The organism is Rhizobacter koreensis (assembly GCF_013366375.1).
Classification (GTDB): domain Bacteria; phylum Pseudomonadota; class Gammaproteobacteria; order Burkholderiales; family Burkholderiaceae_C; genus Schlegelella_A; species Schlegelella_A koreensis.
This window is the reverse complement of record NZ_JABWMJ010000004.1, coordinates 331,851-350,892: the sequence shown is the minus strand read 5'-3', so window position 1 is coordinate 350,892 and position 19,042 is coordinate 331,851. Positions and strand designations below refer to the sequence as shown.

The following is a 19,042-nucleotide window of genomic DNA, read 5'->3' as shown; positions in this document are numbered from 1 at the left end:
GCGCGCGTCGCAGGTCGCGGCGCATCAGCCCTCGCGGCTGGCGAGCGCCGCGGCCGCCGCCCGCGTTTCGACGCCGAGCTTCTCGAACACCCGCTCGAGGTGCTTGTTCACGGTGCGCGGGCTCATGCCCAGGATCTCGGCGACGTCGCGGTTGGTCTTGCCCTTGGCGATCCACGACAGCACCTCGGTCTCGCGCGGTGTCAGCGACGCCTCGAGCACGCGCGACGAGAGCTGCACGTCGGCGCGCTGCACGCCGAGCAGCCACATGTCCTCGCCGAGCCCGACGCTGCCGAGACGGCGCGCGACGAGCGTGCGCGCACCGCGCGTGCGGCCCGGCGGCGCCGCGCCGGACGAATACAGCCATTCGACGCCGGCGCCGTCCGGCTCGTCCTCGAAGAACTCGACCAGCCAGCGCTGCGCCTGCGGCGAATGCCAGGCCACGCGGCGCTGGCCGTCGACCATGACGACGCCGTGGCCGCCGACCTCGATCGCCTCGCGCGCCATGCGGGCGGTGCGCGCGTTGCGGACGTGGGTCGCGAGCCGCGCCACCACCTCCGGCGCCCGCACCGGCTTGACCACGTAGTCGACGCCGCCGGCCGCGAAACCCCTCAGCACGTCGTCGGTGTCGGAGAGGCCCGTCATGAAGATCACTGGAATGTGGGCCCAGGCCGCGTGGCGCTTGATGCGGGCGCAGGTCGCGAAGCCGTCGAGCCCCGGCATCATGGCGTCGAGCAGGATCGCGTCGGGCGTGACCAGGTCGAGCCGCTCGAGCGCGGCCTCGCCGCTCGCCGCGACCAGCACCGTGTAGCCCTCGTTCTCGAGCTCGATGCACAGCGAACCGAGCGAGCGTGGCGCATCGTCGACGACCAGCACCACGTGACCGCTGCCGCTCACCGCACCACCCTCGGCGCCGGCGCGCTCGGGCGAGAGCGCGCGGGAGCTGCCCGACGCGCTCATGGCGAGCCCTCCTCCGCCGCTTCGAGCGCACCCGCGCAGCGCTCGATCAGCTCGTGCCAGGCGAAGCGGTCGACCAGCTCCCGAAGCATCCCGACCTCGGACGCGCACGCGGGGTGCTCGAGCAGCAGCACGTCGAGCGCGCGCTGCAGTCCCTGCTGGTGGCCGAGGCGCGCCAGGCGCAGCAGCGCGCGCGCGTGGTCCTCGGGGATCGCGGTCGGCGTCGGGGCCGGGAGCGCCGGCTGCCAGCCCGGCATCGCGAGCTCGGCGACCCACTCGAGCTCGAGCTCGCGCTGCAGCACCGCGAGCAGCTCCGACTCGATCACCGGCTTGTCGACGAAGCCTTGGCAGCCGGCGTCGGCAAGCTTGTCGGCCTGGTTCTCGAACGCGTCGGCCGACACCATGATGATCGGCATCGCCGCGTGGCCGGCGCGGCGCAGCCGGCGCGCGGTTTCCCAGCCGTCCATGTCGTCCATCGAGATGTCGAGCAGCACCGCGTCGGGCGGGTTTTCCGCCACGCTGTCGATGCACTCGCGGCCGCTCGCCGCCTCGCGCACCCGGAACCCCAGCGGCAGCAGCATGCCGGCCAGCATCTGGCGCTGCGTCGGGTGGTCGTCGACCACAAGCAGGCTGCGCCGCGCGCCGATGTAGCCGCTGATCGGCCGATGCCGCGGTGTGCGCGTCGCGCCGGGCTCGGTCGTCTCGCTGAGGTAGAGCCTCGCACTGAACGTGCTGCCGGCGCCCGGCGTGCTCGACACCGTCAGCTCGCCGCCCATCAGCTGCGTCAGCAGGTGAGTAATGGTCAGACCGAGCCCGGTTCCGGGCTCGCCGGTGCGCCGACCGGCGCTGCCGCGCTCGAACGGCAGGAAGATGCGCTCGAGGTCCTGCGCATCGATGCCGATCCCGGTGTCGATGACGCTGAAGCGCGCCACCTGTCCGGAGTGGTCGAGCAGCAGCGTCACGCTGCCGCGATCGGTGAAGCGCACCGCGTTGCCGAGCAGGTTGATCAGGATCTGGCGCAGGCGCCGGCCGTCGGCGCGCACGTAGCGTGGCACCCGTCCGAGCGTGCGCAGCTCGAACGCCAGCCCCTTGGCGGCGGCCTGCGGCGCCACCATACGCACCACGTCGTCGAGGAACTCGCCCATCGGCAGCGGAGCGATGTCGAGGCGCAGCTTGCCGGCCTCGATGCGGGCGAGGTCGAGCAGGCCGTCGATCAGCCCGTGCATGTGCTCGCCACTGTGGTGAATGGTGTCGACCGCCGCCCGGCGCTCGCCCTGCAGGTGCTCGTCCTTCAGCAGGATCTGCGCGTAGCCGAGGATGCTGTTGAGCGGCGTGCGCAGCTCGTGCGTCATGCCGGCGACATAGCGCGTCTTGGCCTGGTTGGCGGCCTCGGCCAGATCCTTGGCAGCCTGCAGCGCGGTGTCGGTGCGCCGGTGCGCCTCGATCTCGCGCACCAGCAGCTCGTTTTGCCGGTTGGACTCGTCCTCGGCCATGTGCCGGCTCTCGCTGCCGAGCACGATCCACCAGGCGCCCACCGCCGCCACCAGCGACAGCAGCGCGAACGCGGTGACCAGCGGGCCGCGCAGCAGCGCCTGGCCCGCCTGGTGGGCTGCAGCCTGCTGCTCGTAGACGATGCCGAGGATCACCGCCACCAGCGCGACCAGGGCCAGCGCGACGACCAGGTAGTGAGCGGCGCGGAAGTTGATGCGGCGGCTCAGCGCGGCCGGCAGCACCGCGACCAGCGCAGCCCGCACCTGCTCGGCGCTGCGCGAGCCCGACTTGCAGCGGTCGTGACAGCGCGATTCCAGGGTGCAGCACAGCGAGCAGATCGGCGCGTCGTAGGCCGGGCAATGCGCCATGTCCTCGGACTCGAACGCGTTGTCGCAGACGGTGCAGGTGACCGCCTCGCCGGGCCGCCAGGCCGTCAGGTCGGCGCGCGCCTGGTAGTAGCGGCCGCGCGTGAGCCACGCGATCGCGGGCGCGAGCGCGAGCGAGGTGAAGAGCGCGATGAATGGCGCGAAGGCTTCCGCGGTCCGACCCATCACGCCAGCGTAGGCGAGCATCGCGAGCGCGGCCGCGATCAGCATCGCGCCCAGCCCCACCGGGTTGATGTCGTAGAGGTGGGCGCGCTTGAACTCGACGTGCCGCGGGCTCCAGCCGAGCGGCTTGTTGATCACGAGGTCGGCGACCAGCGCGCCGACCCAGGCGATCGCGACGTTGCCGTAGAGCCCGAGCACGCGCTCGAGCGCCTCGAACACGCCGAGGGTCATCAGCAGCACGGCGATCAGCACGTTGAAGACGAGCCAGACCACGCGCCCGGGATGCGAGTGGGTCAGGCGGGCGAAGAAGTTGGACCAGGCGAGCGAGCCGGCGTACGCGTTGGTCACGTTGATCTTGATCTGCGAGACGACGACGAAGACGGCGGTCGCGCCGAGCACCCACTCCGGCGAGCTGAAGACGTAGCCGAAGCCGGCGAGATACATCTGCGTCGGCTCGACCGCGTTCTCCGGCGAGATCTCGTGTTGCAGCGCGACGAAGGCGAGGAACGCGCCGCCCATCATCTTCAGCATGCCGGGCACGATCCAGCCCGGCCCGGCCACCAGCACCGCGCTCCACCAGCGCACCCGGTTGGCCGGCGTCTTCTCGGGCAGGAAGCGCAGGTAGTCGACCTGCTCGCCGACCTGCACCACCAGCGAGAACGCGATCGCGGTCGCCGCAGCGCACATCACCGGGTCGAATGCGCTGGTGCCCGAGACGCTGCCGACGAGCGACGTGAATTCGCCGAAGAGCGTCGGCTTCTTGGCGAGCACGGCGACGTACGGCAGCACGAAGAGCACGATCCAGATCGGCTGGGTCCACAGCTGGAGCCGCGAGATGAGCGTGATGCCGTGCATGACGAGCGGCACGACGACGAGCGACGACACGAGATAGCACACGCCGAGCGGCCAGCCGAAGTAGAGCTGCAGCGCAAGCGCGAGGATGGCGGCCTCGAGCGCGAAGAAGATGAACGTGAAGCTCGCGTAGATCAGCGAGGTGACCGTCGAGCCCACGTAACCGAAGCCCGCGCCGCGCGTCAGCAGGTCCATGTCGACCCCGTAGCGTGCGGCGTAATAGCTGATCGGCAGCGCGGTCAGGAACGTGACGAGCCCGACCACCAGGATCGCCCACAGCGCGTTCGAGTAGCCGTAGCTCAGGGCGATGGCACCGCCGATCGCCTCGAGCGCCAGGAACGAGGTCGCGCCGAACGCGGTGTTGGCGACGCGGAACTCGCTCCACTTGCGGAAAGCGCGCGGCGTGTAGCGCAGCGCGTAGTCCTCCATGGACTGGTCGGCGACCCACGAGTTGTACTCGCGGCGGATGCGGAAGATCTTCTGGGTCTGGGGAACGGCAGCCACGGCGCCGAAAAAGCAAGAACTGCTCCAGCTGCGCCGTGCCGTCCCGGGGCCGGGTGCCCCACCGCCGCCCGTGTCGTGCACCGGGATCGGGAGCGTGCCTGCGCAGCGATGTGCACGCGATACGTCAATTGACGTATTCGCCGTTCGAGGCGCGGCTTGGAACATGACGCCATCCGACGGTCACCCGCTCCCTCGAGTGGCACCGCCCGGACCCGCCGATTCCACACAGCCATCCGACCGGAGGACCGATCCATGTCCCGCGACCACGACCCGAACACACCCGATTCCGGCCGCCGCCGCCTGCTGCAGGGGGCCGCCGCCCTGCCGATGCTCGGAGCCGGCGGGCTCAGCTTCGCCCAGGCCAGCGCCGCCGTGAACACGACCAAGCTCGCCGTGACCGACACCGAAGTGACCGTCGGCCAGCTGCATTCGTCGACCGGGACGATGGCGATCTCCGAGACCGGATCGATCCAGGCCGAGCAGCTCGCGATCGACCAGATCAACGCGATGGGCGGCATCCTCGGCCGCAAGATAAAGGTCATCAAGGAGGACGGCGCGTCCGACTGGCCGACGTTCGCCGAGAAGTCGAAGAAGCTGCTGATCAACGACCGCTGCGCCGCGGTGTTCGGCTGCTGGACCTCGGCCTCGCGCAAGGCGGTGCTGCCGGTGTTCGAGAAGGAAAACGGGCTGCTCTACTACCCGACCTTCTACGAAGGGCTCGAGCAGTCGAAGAACGTCATCTACACCGGCCAGGAAGCGACCCAGCAGATCCTCTACAGCCTCGACTGGGCCAAGAACGAGAAGAAGGCCAAGACCTTCTTCCTGATCGGCTCGGACTACATCTGGCCGCGCACCTCGATGAAGATCGCGCGCAAGCACATCGAGAACTTCCAGAAGGGCAAGGTCGTCGGCGAGGAGTACTACCCGCTCGGCAGCACCAACTTCGGCTCCCTGATGAACAAGATCAAGGTGCAAAAGCCCGACGTGATCTACGCCGCGGTGGTCGGCGGCTCCAACGTCGCGTTCTACAAGGCGATGAAGGCGGCCGGCATCACGGGCGACAAGCAGGTGCTGGTGACCCTCTCGGTCACCGAGGACGAGATGACCGGCATCGGCGGCGAGAACTTCGCCGGCTTCTTCTCGTCGATGAAGTACTTTCAGACCCTCGACAACGAGAACAACAAGAAGTTCGTCAGTGCCTTCAAGACCAAGTACGGGCCCAAGTCGGTGATCGGCGACGTGACGCAGGCCGGCTACCTCGGTCCGTGGCTGTGGAAGGCCGCGGTCGAGCGCGCGAAGAGCTTCGACGTCGACAAGGTGGTCGCCGCCTCGCCCAACATCGAGCTCACCACCGCGCCCGAGGGCTACGTGAAGCTCGACGCCAACCACCACCTGTGGAGCAAGTCGCGCATTGCGATGGGCATGCCCGACGGCACGTTCAAGGTGGTGTCCGAGTCGCCGCAGCTGATCAAGCCGGACCCGTTCCCCAAGGGCTACCAGTGAGTTATTGGACCCCCCCTACGGCCTGACGGCCGCCCCCGGGGGCAACACCGGCGGACCGGCAAAGCCGGATCCGCGGTGTTTGCTTGAAGGTGCCGGCGCTTCGCGCGGCATCACCGGCCCCGATCGATCGTGGCGTGCGAACTAGTGATGGTGGTGCGATGACCGTTTCCGAAATGCTGAACATCGGCCTGATGCAGGGCTTCGCGGGCCTCAGCCTGTTCGCGGTGCTGCTGCTGATGGGGCTCGGCCTCGCGATCATCTTCGGGCAGATGGGCGTCATCAACATGGCGCACGGCGAGTTCATGACGCTCGGCGCCTACACCATCTATCTGGGCTCGCAGCTGACGCAGACGTACGCGCCGAACCTGATGCCGTACTACTTTCCGCTGGCCATCGTGCTGGCGTTCGGCTTCGCGTTCGCTGCCGGCTGGCTGGTCGAGTGGGGCCTGATCCGGCACCTGTACAAGCGTCCGCTCGACACGCTGCTCGCGACATGGGGCATCAGCCTGGCGCTGCAGCAGACGTTCCGCACCTTCATCGGCCCCAAGGAGGTCAGCCCGACGCTGCCCGACTGGCTGCTCGGCTCGTGGGCACCGGCGCCCGGCCTCGACATCCCGATTAACGGCCTCTTCGTGCTTGCGCTGACGACCTTCGTCACGCTGGGCGTGCTGCTCGCGCTCGGCAAGAGCCGCTGGGGCCTGCGGGTGCGCGCCACCGTCAGCAACCGCACGATGGCCAACGCGACCGGCATCGACACCAAGAAGACCGATCGCATCACCTTCGCCATCGGCTGCGGCATCGCCGGCGTCGCCGGCGCCGCGTTCACGACGATCGGCTCGACCGGGCCGACCTCGGGCTCGCTCTACATCGTCGACTCGTTCCTGGTGGTCACGTTCGGGGGCGCCGCGAGCCTGCTCGGCACCGTGGTGTCGGCGTTCGGCATCGCCCAGACGCAGTCGGTGTCCGAGTTCTTCATGACAGGCTCGATGGCCAAGGTGCTGACGCTGTCGCTGATTGTGCTGATCCTGATGTTGCGGCCGCAGGGCCTGTTCGCCAGCAAGGTGCGGCGCTGAACGCGCGGTGCCGCTTCCGGAGCCTTCCCCGATGAACTCGCTGCAATCCTTCGTCAGGCGCTACCAGCTTGCCAGCGTCGTGCTGCTGACGCTGCTGCTCGCCGTCGTGCTGCCGCTCGCGCTCGACATCTTCCGGCTCAACCTGGTCGGCAAGTACCTCTGCTACGCCTTCGTCGCGATCGGCCTCGTCATGGTCTGGGGCTACGGCGGCGTGCTGAGCCTTGGCCAGGGCGTCTTCTTCGGGCTCGGCGGCTACGCGATGGCGATGTTCCTGAAGCTCGAGGCCTCGGACCCGGTCACGACGAAGATCCAGTCGACGCCGGGCATCCCCGACTTCATGGACTGGAACCAGCTCACCGAGCTGCCGGCGTTCTGGGTGCCGTTCAAGAGCCTGCCGTTCACGCTGATCGCGGTGATCGCGGTGCCGACGCTGCTGGCCTGGATCATCAGCTTCGCGATGTTCAAGCGGCGCGTCGGCGGCGTCTACTTCGCGATCATCACCCAGGCGGTGGCGCTGATCCTCACGGTGCTGATCATCGGCCAGCAGGGCTACACCGGCGGCGTCAACGGCATGACCGACCTGAAGACGCTGCTCGGCTGGGACACCCGCACCGACTCGGCCAAGTACGTCCTCTACTACGTCTGCGTCGCGCTGCTGATCGGCAGCATCCTGCTGTGCCGCTGGATCCAGACCGGCAAGGCGGGCACCCTGCTGCTGGCGATGCGCGACAAGGAGGACCGGGTCCGCTTCTCCGGCTACGACGTCGCCGACTTCCGCATCTTCACGTTCTGCCTGGCGGCGGCGCTCTCGGGCATCGGCGGCGCGCTCTTCGCGCTGCAGGTCGGCTTCATGTCGCCGAGCTTCGTCGGCATCGTGCCGTCGATCGAGATGGTGATCTTCGCCGCCGTCGGCGGGCGCATGAGCCTGGTCGGCGCCGTCTACGGCACCCTGCTCGTCAACGCCGGCAAGACCTACTTCTCGGAGAGTTTCCCCGACCTCTGGCTATTCCTCGTCGCCGCGCTGTTCATCGGCGTGACCATGGCCTTCCCGATGGGCCTGGCCGGGCTGTGGGAGAGCCACGTCGTGCCGTGGTGGAAGCGGCGCCGCGCCGCCCGCCCTCCGGTGGTCACGGCGACCCCGACCGGCGTCGCGCGGACCACGCTGCCCAAGGGCGACACCGCGCGCGGCGGCCCGCGCGGCGAGGCGGTGCCGCCCGACGCCCCCGACCTGACGGCCGGCATCCACGGCCAGCGCGCCTGAACGGAGGCTTCGATGAGCAACACCGACTACACGCTCGCCGTCGAGGACCTGACGGTCTCGTTCGACGGCTTCAAGGCCATCGACGCGCTGACGCTCTACGTCGACAAGAACGAGCTGCGCGTGATCATCGGCCCCAACGGCGCCGGCAAGACGACGCTGCTCGACCTAATCTGCGGCCGCACCAAGGCCGCCGCGGGCAGCATCAAGTTCAGGAACCAGGAGCTGACCCGCATGGCCGAGTTCAGGCGCGTGCGGCTCGGCATCGGCCGCAAGTTCCAGACCCCGTCGATCTACGAGAACCTCTCGGTGTTCCAGAACCTCGAGGTCTCGTTTCCCAAGGGACGCTCGGTGCTGGGCGCCCTCGCCTTCACCTGCACGAACGAGGTGCGCGCCCGCGTCGAGGTCGTGGCCGAAGAGATCCACCTCGAAGGCAAGCTCGACACCGAGGCCGGGCTGCTGAGCCACGGCCAGAAGCAGTGGCTCGAGATCGGGATGCTGCTGATGCAGGAGCCTGAGCTGCTGCTGCTCGACGAGCCGATCGCCGGGATGAGCGCGCGCGAGCGCGAGCTCACCGCCGAGCTGCTGACACGGATCTGCCGCAACCGCGCGGTGATCGTGATCGAGCACGACATGGACTTCGTCAAGCGCATTGCCCACAAGGTGACCGTGATGCATCAGGGCCGGATCCTCGCCGAAGGCCCGATGGAGCAGGTGCAGGCCGACGAACGCGTGATCGACGTGTATCTGGGTCATTGAGACGGAGCCGGACATGCTGAAAGTCACCGACCTCTTCGTCGCCTACGGCCAGAGCCAGGCGCTGCACGGCATCTCGTTCGAGAGCAGCAGGAACGAGACCGTCGCGATCATGGGCCGCAACGGCATGGGCAAGACCACGCTGTTCAAGAGCCTGATGGGCATCCTGCCGGCACGCGCCGGCAGCATCGAGGTCGCCGGGCACGACGTCTCGAAGGACGAGAGCTTCCGCCGCGTCGCCAAGGGGATCGCGTACGTGCCGCAGGGCCGCATGATCTTTCCGACGCTGACGGTCGAGGAGAACATCCAGACCGGTCTCGAGAACTCGAAGAGCCGGCGCATCCCCGACGAGATCTATGCCCTCTTCCCGGTGCTGTGGGACATGAAGTCGAGAAAGGGCGGCAACCTCTCCGGCGGCCAGCAGCAGCAGCTCGCGATCGCGCGCGCGCTCGTCACCGAGCCCAAGGTGCTGCTCCTCGACGAGCCCACCGAAGGCATCCAGCCGTCGATCATCAAGGAGATCGGGAAGGCGCTCAACGAGATCCGACGCCTGCGCGAGATCACGATCGTCGTTTCGGAACAGGTGCTGAGTTTCGCGATGGACGTCGCGGACCGCCTGTTCGTCATCGAGGGCGGCCGCTTCGTGCACGAGACCACGCGCGCCGACACCGACGCCGACCACATCCGGCAGTACCTGTCGGTCTGACCATTTTGCCCAGCCCACCGCCAACCAGGAGCCACCCCATGCCCGACACGCTGATCAAGGTCGACCTGACGCAGTCGCCGACCGAGAACGAGAACATCCACAACCGCTGGCACCCCGACATCCCGATGGCGTGCTGGGTGAATCCGGGCGACGACTTCGTCCTCGAGACCTTCGACTGGACCGGCGGCTTCATCAAGAACGACGACAGTGCCGACGACGTGCGCGACATCGACCTGTCGACGGTGCACTATCTCTCGGGACCGGTCGGCGTCAAGGGCGCCGAGCCGGGCGACCTGCTCGTTGTCGACCTCCTCGACATCGGCGCCAAGCCCGACAGCCTGTGGGGCTTCAACGGCTTCTTCAGCAAGCAGAACGGAGGCGGCTTCCTGACCGACCACTTCCCGCAGGCGCAGAAGTCGATCTGGGACTTCCACGGCCTCTTCACGAGCTCGCGCCACGTGCCGGGCGTGCAGTTCGCCGGCCTCATCCACCCCGGGCTGATCGGCTGCCTGCCCGACAAGCCGATGCTCGACATGTGGAACGAGCGCGAGATGGCGCTGATCGAGACCAACCCCTCGCGCGTGCCCGGCCTCGCGAACCCGCCCTTCGCCGCGACGGCTCACCTGGGCAAGCTCACGGGCGACGCGAAGGCCCGCGTCGCGGCCGAGGCTGCGCGCACGGTGCCGCCGCGCGAGCACGGCGGCAACTGCGACATCAAGGACCTGTCGCGCGGCTCCAAGATCTTCTTCCCGGTCTATGTCGACGGCGCGGGGCTCTCGGTAGGCGACCTCCACTTCAGCCAGGGCGACGGCGAGATCACCTTCTGCGGCGCGATCGAGATGGCCGGCTGGGTGCACATGAAGGTCGGGCTGATCAAGGGCGGGATGGCCAAGTACGGCATCAAGAACCCGATCTTCAAGCCGAGCCCGATCACGCCGACCTACAACGACTACCTGATCTTCGAAGGCATCTCGGTCGACGAGTCGGGCAAGCAGCACTACCTCGACGTGCACATCGCCTATCGGCAGGCCTGCCTCAACGCGATCGAGTACCTGAAGAAGTTCGGCTACTCGGGCGCGCAGGCCTATTCGATCCTCGGCACCGCGCCGGTGCAGGGCCACATCAGCGGGGTCGTCGACGTTCCGAACGCGTGCGCGACGCTGTGGCTGCCGACGCAGATCTTCGACTTCGACATCAATCCGGGCGCCAGCGGTCCGGTGAAGGCGATCGACGGCAGCGTCGACATGCCGCTGTCGCCCGACCTCGCGTGACCGCGGAGAGCCGGGAATGCCCACCTACGACTACGCATGCCCCGACTGCGGCGGCTTCGACGCGCTGCGCAGCGTCGCCGCGCGCGACCAGCCGGCGCCTTGCCCGGCGTGCGGCAACGCCGCGCCGCGCGTGCTCGCCGCCGCGCCGCGCCTGGCCTTGCTCGACGGCCCCTTGCGCAGCGCGCTCGCGGTGAACGAGCGCGCCCGGCACGAGCCGCGACGCTCGGGCGAGTCGGCGCGCTACCGCCACCCGTCGGGCTGCGGCTGCTGCTCGACCAACGCCCGGCGCGGCGCGACGGTCACCGGCGCGAGCGGCAACAAGGCGTTCCCGTCGAAGCGGCCTTGGATGATCAGCCACTAGGGCCGACGCTCAGGCGTTCGCGTCGCGCATCGCCTTCAGGCCCGCCGCCCAGCGATGCAGTTCGTCGAGCATCGCCTGGGCCGACGCGTCGATCAGCTCGTTCGAGGTGAACGTGCCCGCGGCGTCGATGCTCTTGGCGACCATCGGCACCGCGACGCCCTCGACCATCGGCATCATCTTGAGCGTCGTGACGAGCTGCTTCTCGAGCTGCACCGCGCGCATGCCCCCGGAGACGCCGCCGTAGCTGACGAACCCGCAGGCCTTGTAGTTCCACTCGTTGTAGACGTAGTTCAGCGCGTTGACGAACGAAGGCGGCGGGCCGTAGTTGTATTCCGGGGTGACGAACACGTAGGCATCGGCCGCGGCGACGCTGGCGCTCCACGCCTTCGTGTGCTCGTGCTCGTAGCGCTGCAGGCGCGGGTGCAGCGGCTCGTCGTAGACCGGCAGCGCGAAGTCGGCGACGTCGACGAGCCGCGCGTCGAAGCGGCCGTGCCGCATCGCGTAGTCGTGGAACCAGCGTGCGACGGCGGGCCCGACGCGGCCCGGCCGCGTGCTGCAGATGACGATGTGGAGGCGGAGTGACATGGTGTGAGTCGCGCCGTGGCGCAGTCGTGAGTTGAATGAAGCCGGGCAAGGCCGGCCCGTGTTCCGTCGCCGGTCGCACTACGCCGCGACACGGTTCACCGGAGCGAACGCGATCGGCACCGCACGCGCCGCGCCGGCCCGCGCGCGCAGCTGCCCGCAGCCGGCGTCCACGTCCTGGCCCGCCGACTGGCGCAATCGCGTGAGCACGCCGCGCGCCTGCAACGCGCGTGCCATCGCCACCGCGCGCTCGACCGGCGGCCGCCGGTATGGCAGGCCGTCGACGCGGTTGTACGGGATGAGGTTCATCAGCGCGTACTTGCCGGCGAGCAGGCGGGCGATGCCGTCGATCTCGGTCGCGTCGTCGTTGATGCCGTCGAGCAGCGCCCACTGGTACTGGATCGGATAGCCAGTCGCGCGCGCGTAGCGCTCGCCGATCTCGACCAGCTCGGCGGGCTCGATCGCCGGAGCGCGCGGCAGCAGACGCCTACGCAGCTCGGGCCGGGTCGAATGCAGCGAGATCGCGAGCGCCGGCTTCACGCGCCCCTGCGCCAGGCGCTCGAACACGCGCCGGTCGCCGACCGTCGAGAAGACCAGCTCCTTGTGACCGATGCCGCCGGCGGTTCCGAGCAGGTCGATCGCCTCGAGCACGTTCTCGAGGTTGTGCGCGGGCTCGCCCATGCCCATGAAGACCACCTTGCGCACCGGGCGCAGGCCGCGCGCCAGCACGACCTGCGCCACGATCTCCGCGCTGCCGAGCTGGCGCAGCAGGCCGTCGCGACCGGTCATGCAGAACACGCAGCCGACGGCGCAGCCGACCTGGCTCGACACGCACAGACCCCCGCGCGGCAGCAGCACCGCCTCGACCGACTGGCCGTCGGCCAGGCCGACCAGGAGACGTGCCGAGCCGTCGTCCGACGGGTGCGTCGAGCGCAGCCAGGCAAGGCCGGCGAGTTCGGCCTCGAGCGCCGGCAGATCGTCGCGCACGCCCCGCGGCAGGAAGTCGTCGCGACGGCGCCGCCCGCCGGCCTGCGCCCGCGCCGTGGCCCAGAAGCGCAGCACGCGCTCCTCGTGAAGGGCGAGCGCGCCGCGGGCGCGCAGGCGTTGCCGGATGTCGTGAATTCGCATGTGGGCGCCGAGTGTAGGCAGGTTGTGGCGCAGGCTGCGGAACGCGTTCGGGATCGCGTTGCGGCGGTTCCGCTCGGCGCGTACGTCAAACGACGTATGGCCGCCGCGCGCCCGCTTCGCAGAATGGGCCGACCAAAGCCAGGGGAACGCCCATGCACCACGGAGACATCTCGAGCAGCAAGGACACGGTCGGCGTCGCCGTCGTCAACTACAAGATGCCGCGCCTGCACAGCCGTGCCGAGGTGCTGGAGAACGCGCGTCAGATCGCGCGCATGGTCGAGGGCATGAAGGTCGGCCTGCCCGGCATGGACCTGGTGATCTTCCCCGAGTACAGCACGCACGGGATCATGTACGACTCGCGCGAGATGTACGACACCGCCGCGACCGTGCCGGGCGAGGAGACCGAGATCTTCGCCGCGGCCTGCCGCAAGGCGAAGGTCTGGGGCGTCTTTTCGCTGACCGGCGAGCGCCACGAAGAGCACCCGGAAAAGGCGCCGTACAACACGCTGATCCTGATGAACGATCAGGGCGAGGTGGTCCAGAAGTACCGCAAGATCATGCCGTGGGTGCCGATCGAGGGCTGGTATCCGGGCAACTGCACCTACGTCAGCGAGGGGCCCAAGGGCCTCAAGATCAGCCTGATCATCTGCGACGACGGCAACTACCCCGAGATCTGGCGCGACTGCGCGATGAAGGGCGCCGAGCTCATCATCCGCTGCCAAGGCTACATGTACCCCGCCAAGGAGCAGCAGGTCCTGATCTCGAAGGCGATGGCATTCGCGAACAACGTCTACGTCGCGGTCGCCAACGCCGCCGGCTTCGACGGCGTGTACTCGTACTTCGGCCACTCGGCGATCATCGGCTTCGACGGTCGCACGCTCGGCGAGTGCGGCGAGGAGGAGATGGGCATCCAGTACGCGGCGCTCTCCAAGAGCCTGATCCGCGACTTCCGTCGCAATGGCCAGAGCGAGAACCACCTCTTCAAGCTGCTGCACCGCGGCTACACCGGGCTCATCAACTCGCGCGAGGGCGACCGCGGCGTCGCCGCCTGCCCCTACGACTTCTACAGCGACTGGATTGCCGACCCCGACGCGATGCGGCGCAAGGTCGAGGCGATGACGCGCCAGACGGTCGGCACCGACGAGGCGCCGATCGACGGCATCCCGAACCAGAGCAGCGCGCTGCATCGCTGACGTGCATCCGCTCGACGCCTGGCGCGTCGGCGCCGAGCCGTTCTACCAGGAGGTCGGCGCCGAGGTCGCGCTGTTCGAAGCGGCCTACGCGCGTCGCCTGCCGCTGCTGCTGAAGGGCCCCACCGGCTGCGGCAAGACGCGCTTCGTCGAGTACATGGCCTGGCGGCTCGGCCGCCCGCTCGTCACCGTCGCCTGCAACGACGACCTGAGCGCCAACGACCTCGTCGGGCGCTGGCTGCTCGACGCCGACGGCACGCGCTGGCAGGACGGCCCGCTGACGCTCGCGGCGCGCTACGGCGCGATCTGCTACCTCGACGAGATCGTCGAGGCGCGCGCCGACACCGCCGTCGTGATCCACCCGCTGACCGACACGCGCCGAATGCTGCCGGTCGGCGCGCGCAACGAGATCGTGCGGGCGCACCCGGACTTCGCCCTCGCCGTCTCGTACAACCCGGGCGCCGACGCGCGCGAGATGAAGACGTCGACGCGGCAGCGCTTCTGCGCCCTCGCGTTCGACTACCCGGCACGCGAAGCCGAGGCCGCCATCGTCGCGCGCGAGTCCGGCATCGCGCCGGAGCGCGCCGCGCAGATCGTCGGGCTCGGTATCCGTACCCGGCGACTGCAGGGACAGGGGCTCGACGAGGGCGCGTCGACCCGCATGCTGGTACAGGCCGCTACGCTGGTCGCTCAGGGCGTGGCGCTGGGCGACGCCTGCCGCATGGCGCTGCTCGATCCGCTGACCGACGATCCGGCCACGCGCCAGGCGCTCGAAGGCGCGCTCGACGCCGCGCTCTGACGATGGGCGCCGGCGCGGCGGGGGAGCCGGTGCGCCTCGCGCTCGAGCGCTACCTCCCGCTGCTCTGGTCGCCGGCGCCACGCCTGCGCTTCGATGCCGCGCCGACGCCGTTCATGGTCGGCGCCACGCTGCACCTGCCGCCGGCGCCGCCCTGCGATGGCGCCCAGGCGTGGGCCTGGTATCGCGCCGCGGCCGCACACGGCGCCGCGCACCGCACGTACTCGCCCCCCCACTTCGACGCCCAAGGCTTGCGCCCGATCGCCCGAGCCGTCCTCGGCCTGCTCGAGGATGCCCGCGTGGAAGCGCTCGCCTGCCACGAGCTGCCGGGCCTGCGCGCGTTGTGGGCGCGCTGGCACGTGGCGACACCGGACGACGGCGACGGGTTCGAGACCTTGCTGCTGCGGCTCGCGCGGCGGCTGATCGGCGGGCCGCCCGACCCGCATCCCTGGGTCGAGAAGGGCCGGCGCCTGCTGTTCGGCGACGCCGGCGGGGCATCGCTGCCGGTGCTGCGCGTCGAAGACCTGCGTGCGGCAGCGACGCGGCTCGGGAACGACATCGGGCAGATGCGTCTCGGCTTCAATCCGCGGCTCTACGTGCCGGGGCCAAGCTACCGCGACGACCACCGCTGGATGTGGCCTAGCGGCGCCGATCCGGCGCCGACGGCGGTCGCTGAAGATACCGAGCCCGCCGCGACCCGCAAGCCGAGCCAGCCGGCCGGCGAGGCGACCGTGGAGGCGTCGTCAGCCGAACACCGCTACCCCGAATGGGACCGCGCGATCGGCCGGCATCGCGCCGCGTGGTGCTCGGTGCGCGAGGTCGACGCCGACCATGCTGGCTCTCCCACCGCTGACGCCGCCGCCGAGTCTGGCGAGCCCGACACGAGCGCGCTCGAGGCGGCGCTCCGACGCGCACTCCGCCACGGCTGGGCCGCTCCCGCGCGCAATCGGCAGTCGGCGGCCGACGGCGACCACCTCGACCTCGATGCGCTGATCCGGACGGCGATCGCGCGCCGCACCGGCGGCGCGCTCGACGCGCGCATCTACCGGCAGCCCCAGCGTCGGCCGCGTCACGGCAGGGCCGTGATGCTGATCGATCGATCCCGATCGAGCGCCGAGCCGTGGGCGGCGACCACCCTCACCCGGCTGGCGGCTGCGGGCACGATCGCGGCGCTCCTCGCCCGCCAGCTGCCGAGCGTCGGCATCGACTGCGCGATCGTCGGGTTCAGCTCGAACGGCCGCCACGACGTGCGCTTGCAGTTCGTGAAGGACTTCGGTGCGCCGGTCGATGCGGACGCGATCGCCGCGCTCCGCCGGCTGCGCAGCAGTGGATCGACCCGCGTGGGCGCCGTAATCCGCCACGCTGCCGCGCGCCTCGCCGGCTGCGGTGCGGCGCAGCGCGGCGACATCGTGCTCATCACCGACGGCGAGCCGCACGACATCGACGTGCACGACTCGCGCTACCTGCCCGAGGACGCCCGGCAGGCGGTCCTGCAGGCGCGCCGCCGCGGCATTCGCGTCAGCTGCCTCGTGCTCGATCGCTCGACCGCCGCGCTGGTTCGGGGCATGGTCGGCGCGCCCCGGACCGCGGTGCTGGGCGCGCTCGAGGACCTGCCCTCCGGCGTGCGCCGGCTTGCAGCCGCCTGAGGCTGCACCTGCCGGCGTTCCGCGCCTCGGCGAGCTGCCAAGAGGTTCCGGCGCGCGTGCGTCGTCGGGCGAGGCAGTGCGCTCGCCCACAATGCGCGCGACATGAACGCGCCTTCGCCGTCGACCTGGGGCACCCTGCGGCACCGCCCGTTCCTCGGCCTCTGGCTCGGCGGTGGCGTCTACTTCATCGGCAACGCGATGCAGGTGCTCGCGGCGGCCTGGATGATGATCCAGCTGACCGGCTCCGACTTCCTGGCGGCCGCCGTGCAGACCGCGGTGTTCCTGCCGATGTTCCTGCTCGCGCTGCCCGGCGGCGTGCTCGCCGACACGACCGACCGGCGCCGCCTCATGTTGGCCGCCCTGCTCACCCACGCCGCGGCCGGCGCGCTGCTCGCGACGCTGCTGTTCACCGGCTGGGCCGGGCCGGGGACGGTGATGTTCCTCATCTTCATCGGCGGCTGCTGCACCGCCCTGATGTCGCCGGCCTACAACTCGGCGGTCGCCGAGACCGTGCCGCGCGGCGAGCTGCCGGCGGCGGTGACGCTGATCGGAATCGCCTACAACGCGGCCCGCGCGGTCGGGCCGGTGCTTGCCGGGCTCGTGTTCCTGGTCGGCGGCAGCTGGAACTTCGTGTTCGCGGTCGCCGGCACCCTGCTGCTGGCCTACACCATTCGCCGCTGGCCGCCGGCGCCGCATCCGCCCTCGCGCCTGCCGGCCGAGCGCCTGTGGGGCGGCATCCTGAGCGGACTGCGCTTCGCGCGCCACTCCGCGGCGGTGCTGGCCCAGCTCGTCCGCACCGCGGCATTCGCCGCGACCGGGTCGGCGCTCTGGGCCCTGCTGCCGGTGATCGGCCAGCGCAAGCTCGGCCTCGACGCCGCCGGCGTCGGCGTGCTGATGGGCTGCCTCGGCGCGGGTGCGGTGACCGCCGGCCTCGTGCTCGGTCGCGTGCGCGCCCGCGTCGGCCTCGAGCGCCTGGTGCAGGGCGCCTGCGTCGCGTTCGCGGCCGCCACCCTGGTCGCCGCGTACGTGCCGTGGCTGGTGCCGGTGTACGCCGGCATGTTCCTCGCCGGCGCGGCGTGGATGTCGGCGATGTCGACCTTCAACACCGCCACCCAGACCAGCGCGCCGCCGTGGGTGCGCGCGCGGGCGGTCGCGCTGCACGTGCTGAGCTCGCTCGGCTCGTTCGCGATCGGCTCGGCGGTATGGGGCGCGCTCTCGGGGCTGATCGGCCTCACCGTCGCCCTGACGATCGCGGCCACGCTGATGACGCTGACGGTGCTGCTCGCGCGCCTCTACCCGCTGCGCATGGGCGAGGCACCCGACGTCACGCAGGTCGTCACGCTGTGGGACGACATCGGCATCGCCGACGAGCCCGCGCCCGAAGCCGGGCCGGTCGCGGTCGAGATCGGCTACCGCGTGCGGCCGGACGACGTCGCCGCATTCCTCGACGCCGCGACCCAGCTGCGCGGGCCGCGGCGCCGCGACGGCGCGACCTTCTGGCGCCTCTACCGCGACCTCGCCGAGCCGACCCGCTACGTCGAGCGCTTCATCGTCACGTCGTGGGCCGACTACCTGCACCAGCGCGCCCGGGCGACGCTCGCCGACCAGGAGCTCGAGGCGCTGGTGCGCTCGTATCTCGAGCCCGGGGCGACGGTGACCATGCAGCACTACCTCGCCGAGCGCTGACTCGCCGCGGCACGGCGCGGCCCTCGCGTCGGCTCGCCATGAAAACGAGCCGCTCGAAGGCGGCTCGGGTGGCCGGGCAGGCGCTCGGTCCGTGCTCAGTCGAGCAACGGCACGCCCGTCTTCTGCTGCAGCTCCTCGCGCGTCACGCCGTCGGCCACCTCGACCACCTTCAGCCCGTCGGGCGTCACGTCGAACACGCCGAGGTCGGTGATGACGCGGTTGACGACGCCGACGCCGGTGAGCGGCAGCGTGCACTCCGGGAGGATCTTGAGGTCGATGGAGCCGTCCTTCTTCTTCGCGACGTGCTCCATCAGCACCAGCACGCGCGGGACGCCGGCGACGAGGTCCATCGCGCCGCCCATGCCCTTGACCATCTTGCCGGGGATCATCCAGTTGGCGAGGTCGCCTTTCGCGCTCACCTGCATCGCGCCGAGGATCGACAGGTTGATCTTGCCGCCGCGGATCATCGCGAAGCTGTCGTGCGAGCCGAAGATCGACGATCCCGGAATCGTCGTCACGGTCTGCTTGCCGGCGTTGATGAGGTCGGCGTCCACCTCGTCCTCGGTCGGGAACGGCCCGATGCCGAGCATGCCGTTCTCGCTCTGCAGCCAGACCTCGATGTCGGGCTTGACGTGGTTGGCCACCAGCGTCGGCAGGCCGATGCCGAGGTTGACGTAGAAGCCGTCCTGCAGCTCCTCGGCGGCGCGTGCCGCCATCTGATCGTGGGTCCAGGCCAT

General features: G+C 70.1%; 16 protein-coding genes. 11 read left to right on the top strand and 5 right to left on the bottom strand.

The window, feature by feature from the left end; translation table 11 throughout:
- Window positions 1-24: 24 nt before the first annotated feature.
- Window positions 25-957: a response regulator transcription factor gene (locus HQN59_RS10970; RefSeq protein WP_176069077.1), complete on the bottom strand. Its 933-nt coding sequence runs from the start codon at window positions 955-957 to the stop codon at window positions 25-27.
- The gene (locus tag HQN59_RS10965) at window positions 954-4,349 is read right to left on the bottom strand and encodes a hybrid sensor histidine kinase/response regulator (RefSeq protein ID WP_342451175.1); all 3,396 of its coding nucleotides are present in this window, start codon (window positions 4,347-4,349) and stop codon (window positions 954-956) included. Before HQN59_RS10965 ends, HQN59_RS10970 begins: the two co-directional genes overlap by 4 nt.
- A 252-nt stretch (window positions 4,350-4,601) precedes the next feature.
- Here HQN59_RS10965 and urtA point away from each other — a divergent pair, with 252 nt between their 5' ends.
- From urtA to HQN59_RS10930, 7 genes are all read left to right on the top strand, one after another.
- Window positions 4,602-5,852, top strand: coding sequence for an urea ABC transporter substrate-binding protein (urtA, locus tag HQN59_RS10960; protein ID WP_176069075.1), 1,251 nt, complete (start codon window positions 4,602-4,604; stop codon window positions 5,850-5,852).
- A 158-nt stretch (window positions 5,853-6,010) separates the two neighbouring features.
- A complete protein-coding gene (urtB, locus tag HQN59_RS10955; RefSeq protein ID WP_176069073.1) occupies window positions 6,011-6,925 on the top strand; it encodes an urea ABC transporter permease subunit UrtB in 915 nt (304 codons plus the stop codon).
- A gap of 31 nt (window positions 6,926-6,956) precedes the next feature.
- Complete coding sequence (gene urtC, locus HQN59_RS10950) at window positions 6,957-8,186, top strand: urea ABC transporter permease subunit UrtC (RefSeq protein WP_176069071.1); 1,230 nt, start codon at window positions 6,957-6,959, stop codon at window positions 8,184-8,186.
- Between the two features lie 12 nt (window positions 8,187-8,198).
- Window positions 8,199-8,942, top strand: a complete 744-nt coding sequence (gene urtD, locus HQN59_RS10945; protein WP_176069069.1) for an urea ABC transporter ATP-binding protein UrtD — start codon at window positions 8,199-8,201, stop codon at window positions 8,940-8,942.
- 13 nt (window positions 8,943-8,955) lie between these two features.
- Window positions 8,956-9,645, top strand: coding sequence for an urea ABC transporter ATP-binding subunit UrtE (urtE, locus tag HQN59_RS10940; protein WP_176069067.1), 690 nt, complete (start codon window positions 8,956-8,958; stop codon window positions 9,643-9,645).
- Between the two features lie 38 nt (window positions 9,646-9,683).
- Window positions 9,684-10,916 carry a formamidase gene (gene fmdA / locus HQN59_RS10935; protein WP_176069065.1) on the top strand — a complete coding sequence of 411 codons (1,233 nt, stop codon included), beginning with the start codon at window positions 9,684-9,686 and terminating at the stop codon, window positions 10,914-10,916.
- 16 nt (window positions 10,917-10,932) lie between these two features.
- Entirely contained in the window at window positions 10,933-11,277 is a 345-nt protein-coding gene (locus HQN59_RS10930; protein ID WP_176069063.1) for an FmdB family zinc ribbon protein, read from the top strand.
- Window positions 11,278-11,286: 9 nt separating this feature from the next.
- On the opposite strand, the gene HQN59_RS10925 is transcribed toward HQN59_RS10930, so the two are convergent.
- Complete coding sequence (locus tag HQN59_RS10925) at window positions 11,287-11,862, bottom strand: NADPH-dependent FMN reductase (protein WP_176069061.1); 576 nt, start codon at window positions 11,860-11,862, stop codon at window positions 11,287-11,289.
- A 78-nt stretch (window positions 11,863-11,940) separates the two neighbouring features.
- Window positions 11,941-12,987 (bottom strand): RNA methyltransferase, encoded by a 1,047-nt coding sequence (locus HQN59_RS10920; protein WP_176069059.1) that lies wholly within the window; start codon window positions 12,985-12,987, stop codon window positions 11,941-11,943.
- 152 nt (window positions 12,988-13,139) lie between these two features.
- Here HQN59_RS10920 and HQN59_RS10915 point away from each other — a divergent pair, with 152 nt between their 5' ends.
- The 4 genes from HQN59_RS10915 to HQN59_RS10900 all read left to right on the top strand — a co-directional run bounded on the left by HQN59_RS10915 (window position 13,140) and on the right by HQN59_RS10900 (window position 18,305).
- A complete protein-coding gene (locus HQN59_RS10915) occupies window positions 13,140-14,180 on the top strand; it encodes an aliphatic amidase (RefSeq protein WP_176069057.1) in 1,041 nt (346 codons plus the stop codon).
- Window position 14,181: 1 nt separating this feature from the next.
- Entirely contained in the window at window positions 14,182-14,976 is a 795-nt protein-coding gene (locus tag HQN59_RS10910) for an AAA family ATPase (protein ID WP_176069056.1), read from the top strand.
- A 2-nt stretch (window positions 14,977-14,978) separates the two neighbouring features.
- A complete protein-coding gene (locus tag HQN59_RS10905) occupies window positions 14,979-16,619 on the top strand; it encodes a nitric oxide reductase activation protein NorD (RefSeq protein ID WP_176069054.1) in 1,641 nt (546 codons plus the stop codon).
- Window positions 16,620-16,721: 102 nt separating this feature from the next.
- Window positions 16,722-18,305 carry an MFS transporter gene (locus HQN59_RS10900; RefSeq protein WP_176069052.1) on the top strand — a complete coding sequence of 528 codons (1,584 nt, stop codon included), beginning with the start codon at window positions 16,722-16,724 and terminating at the stop codon, window positions 18,303-18,305.
- 95 nt (window positions 18,306-18,400) lie between these two features.
- Here the strand turns inward: HQN59_RS10900 and HQN59_RS10895 are convergent, their stop codons facing one another.
- The gene (locus tag HQN59_RS10895) at window positions 18,401-19,042 is read right to left on the bottom strand and encodes a 3-oxoacid CoA-transferase subunit B (protein ID WP_176069050.1); all 642 of its coding nucleotides are present in this window, start codon (window positions 19,040-19,042) and stop codon (window positions 18,401-18,403) included.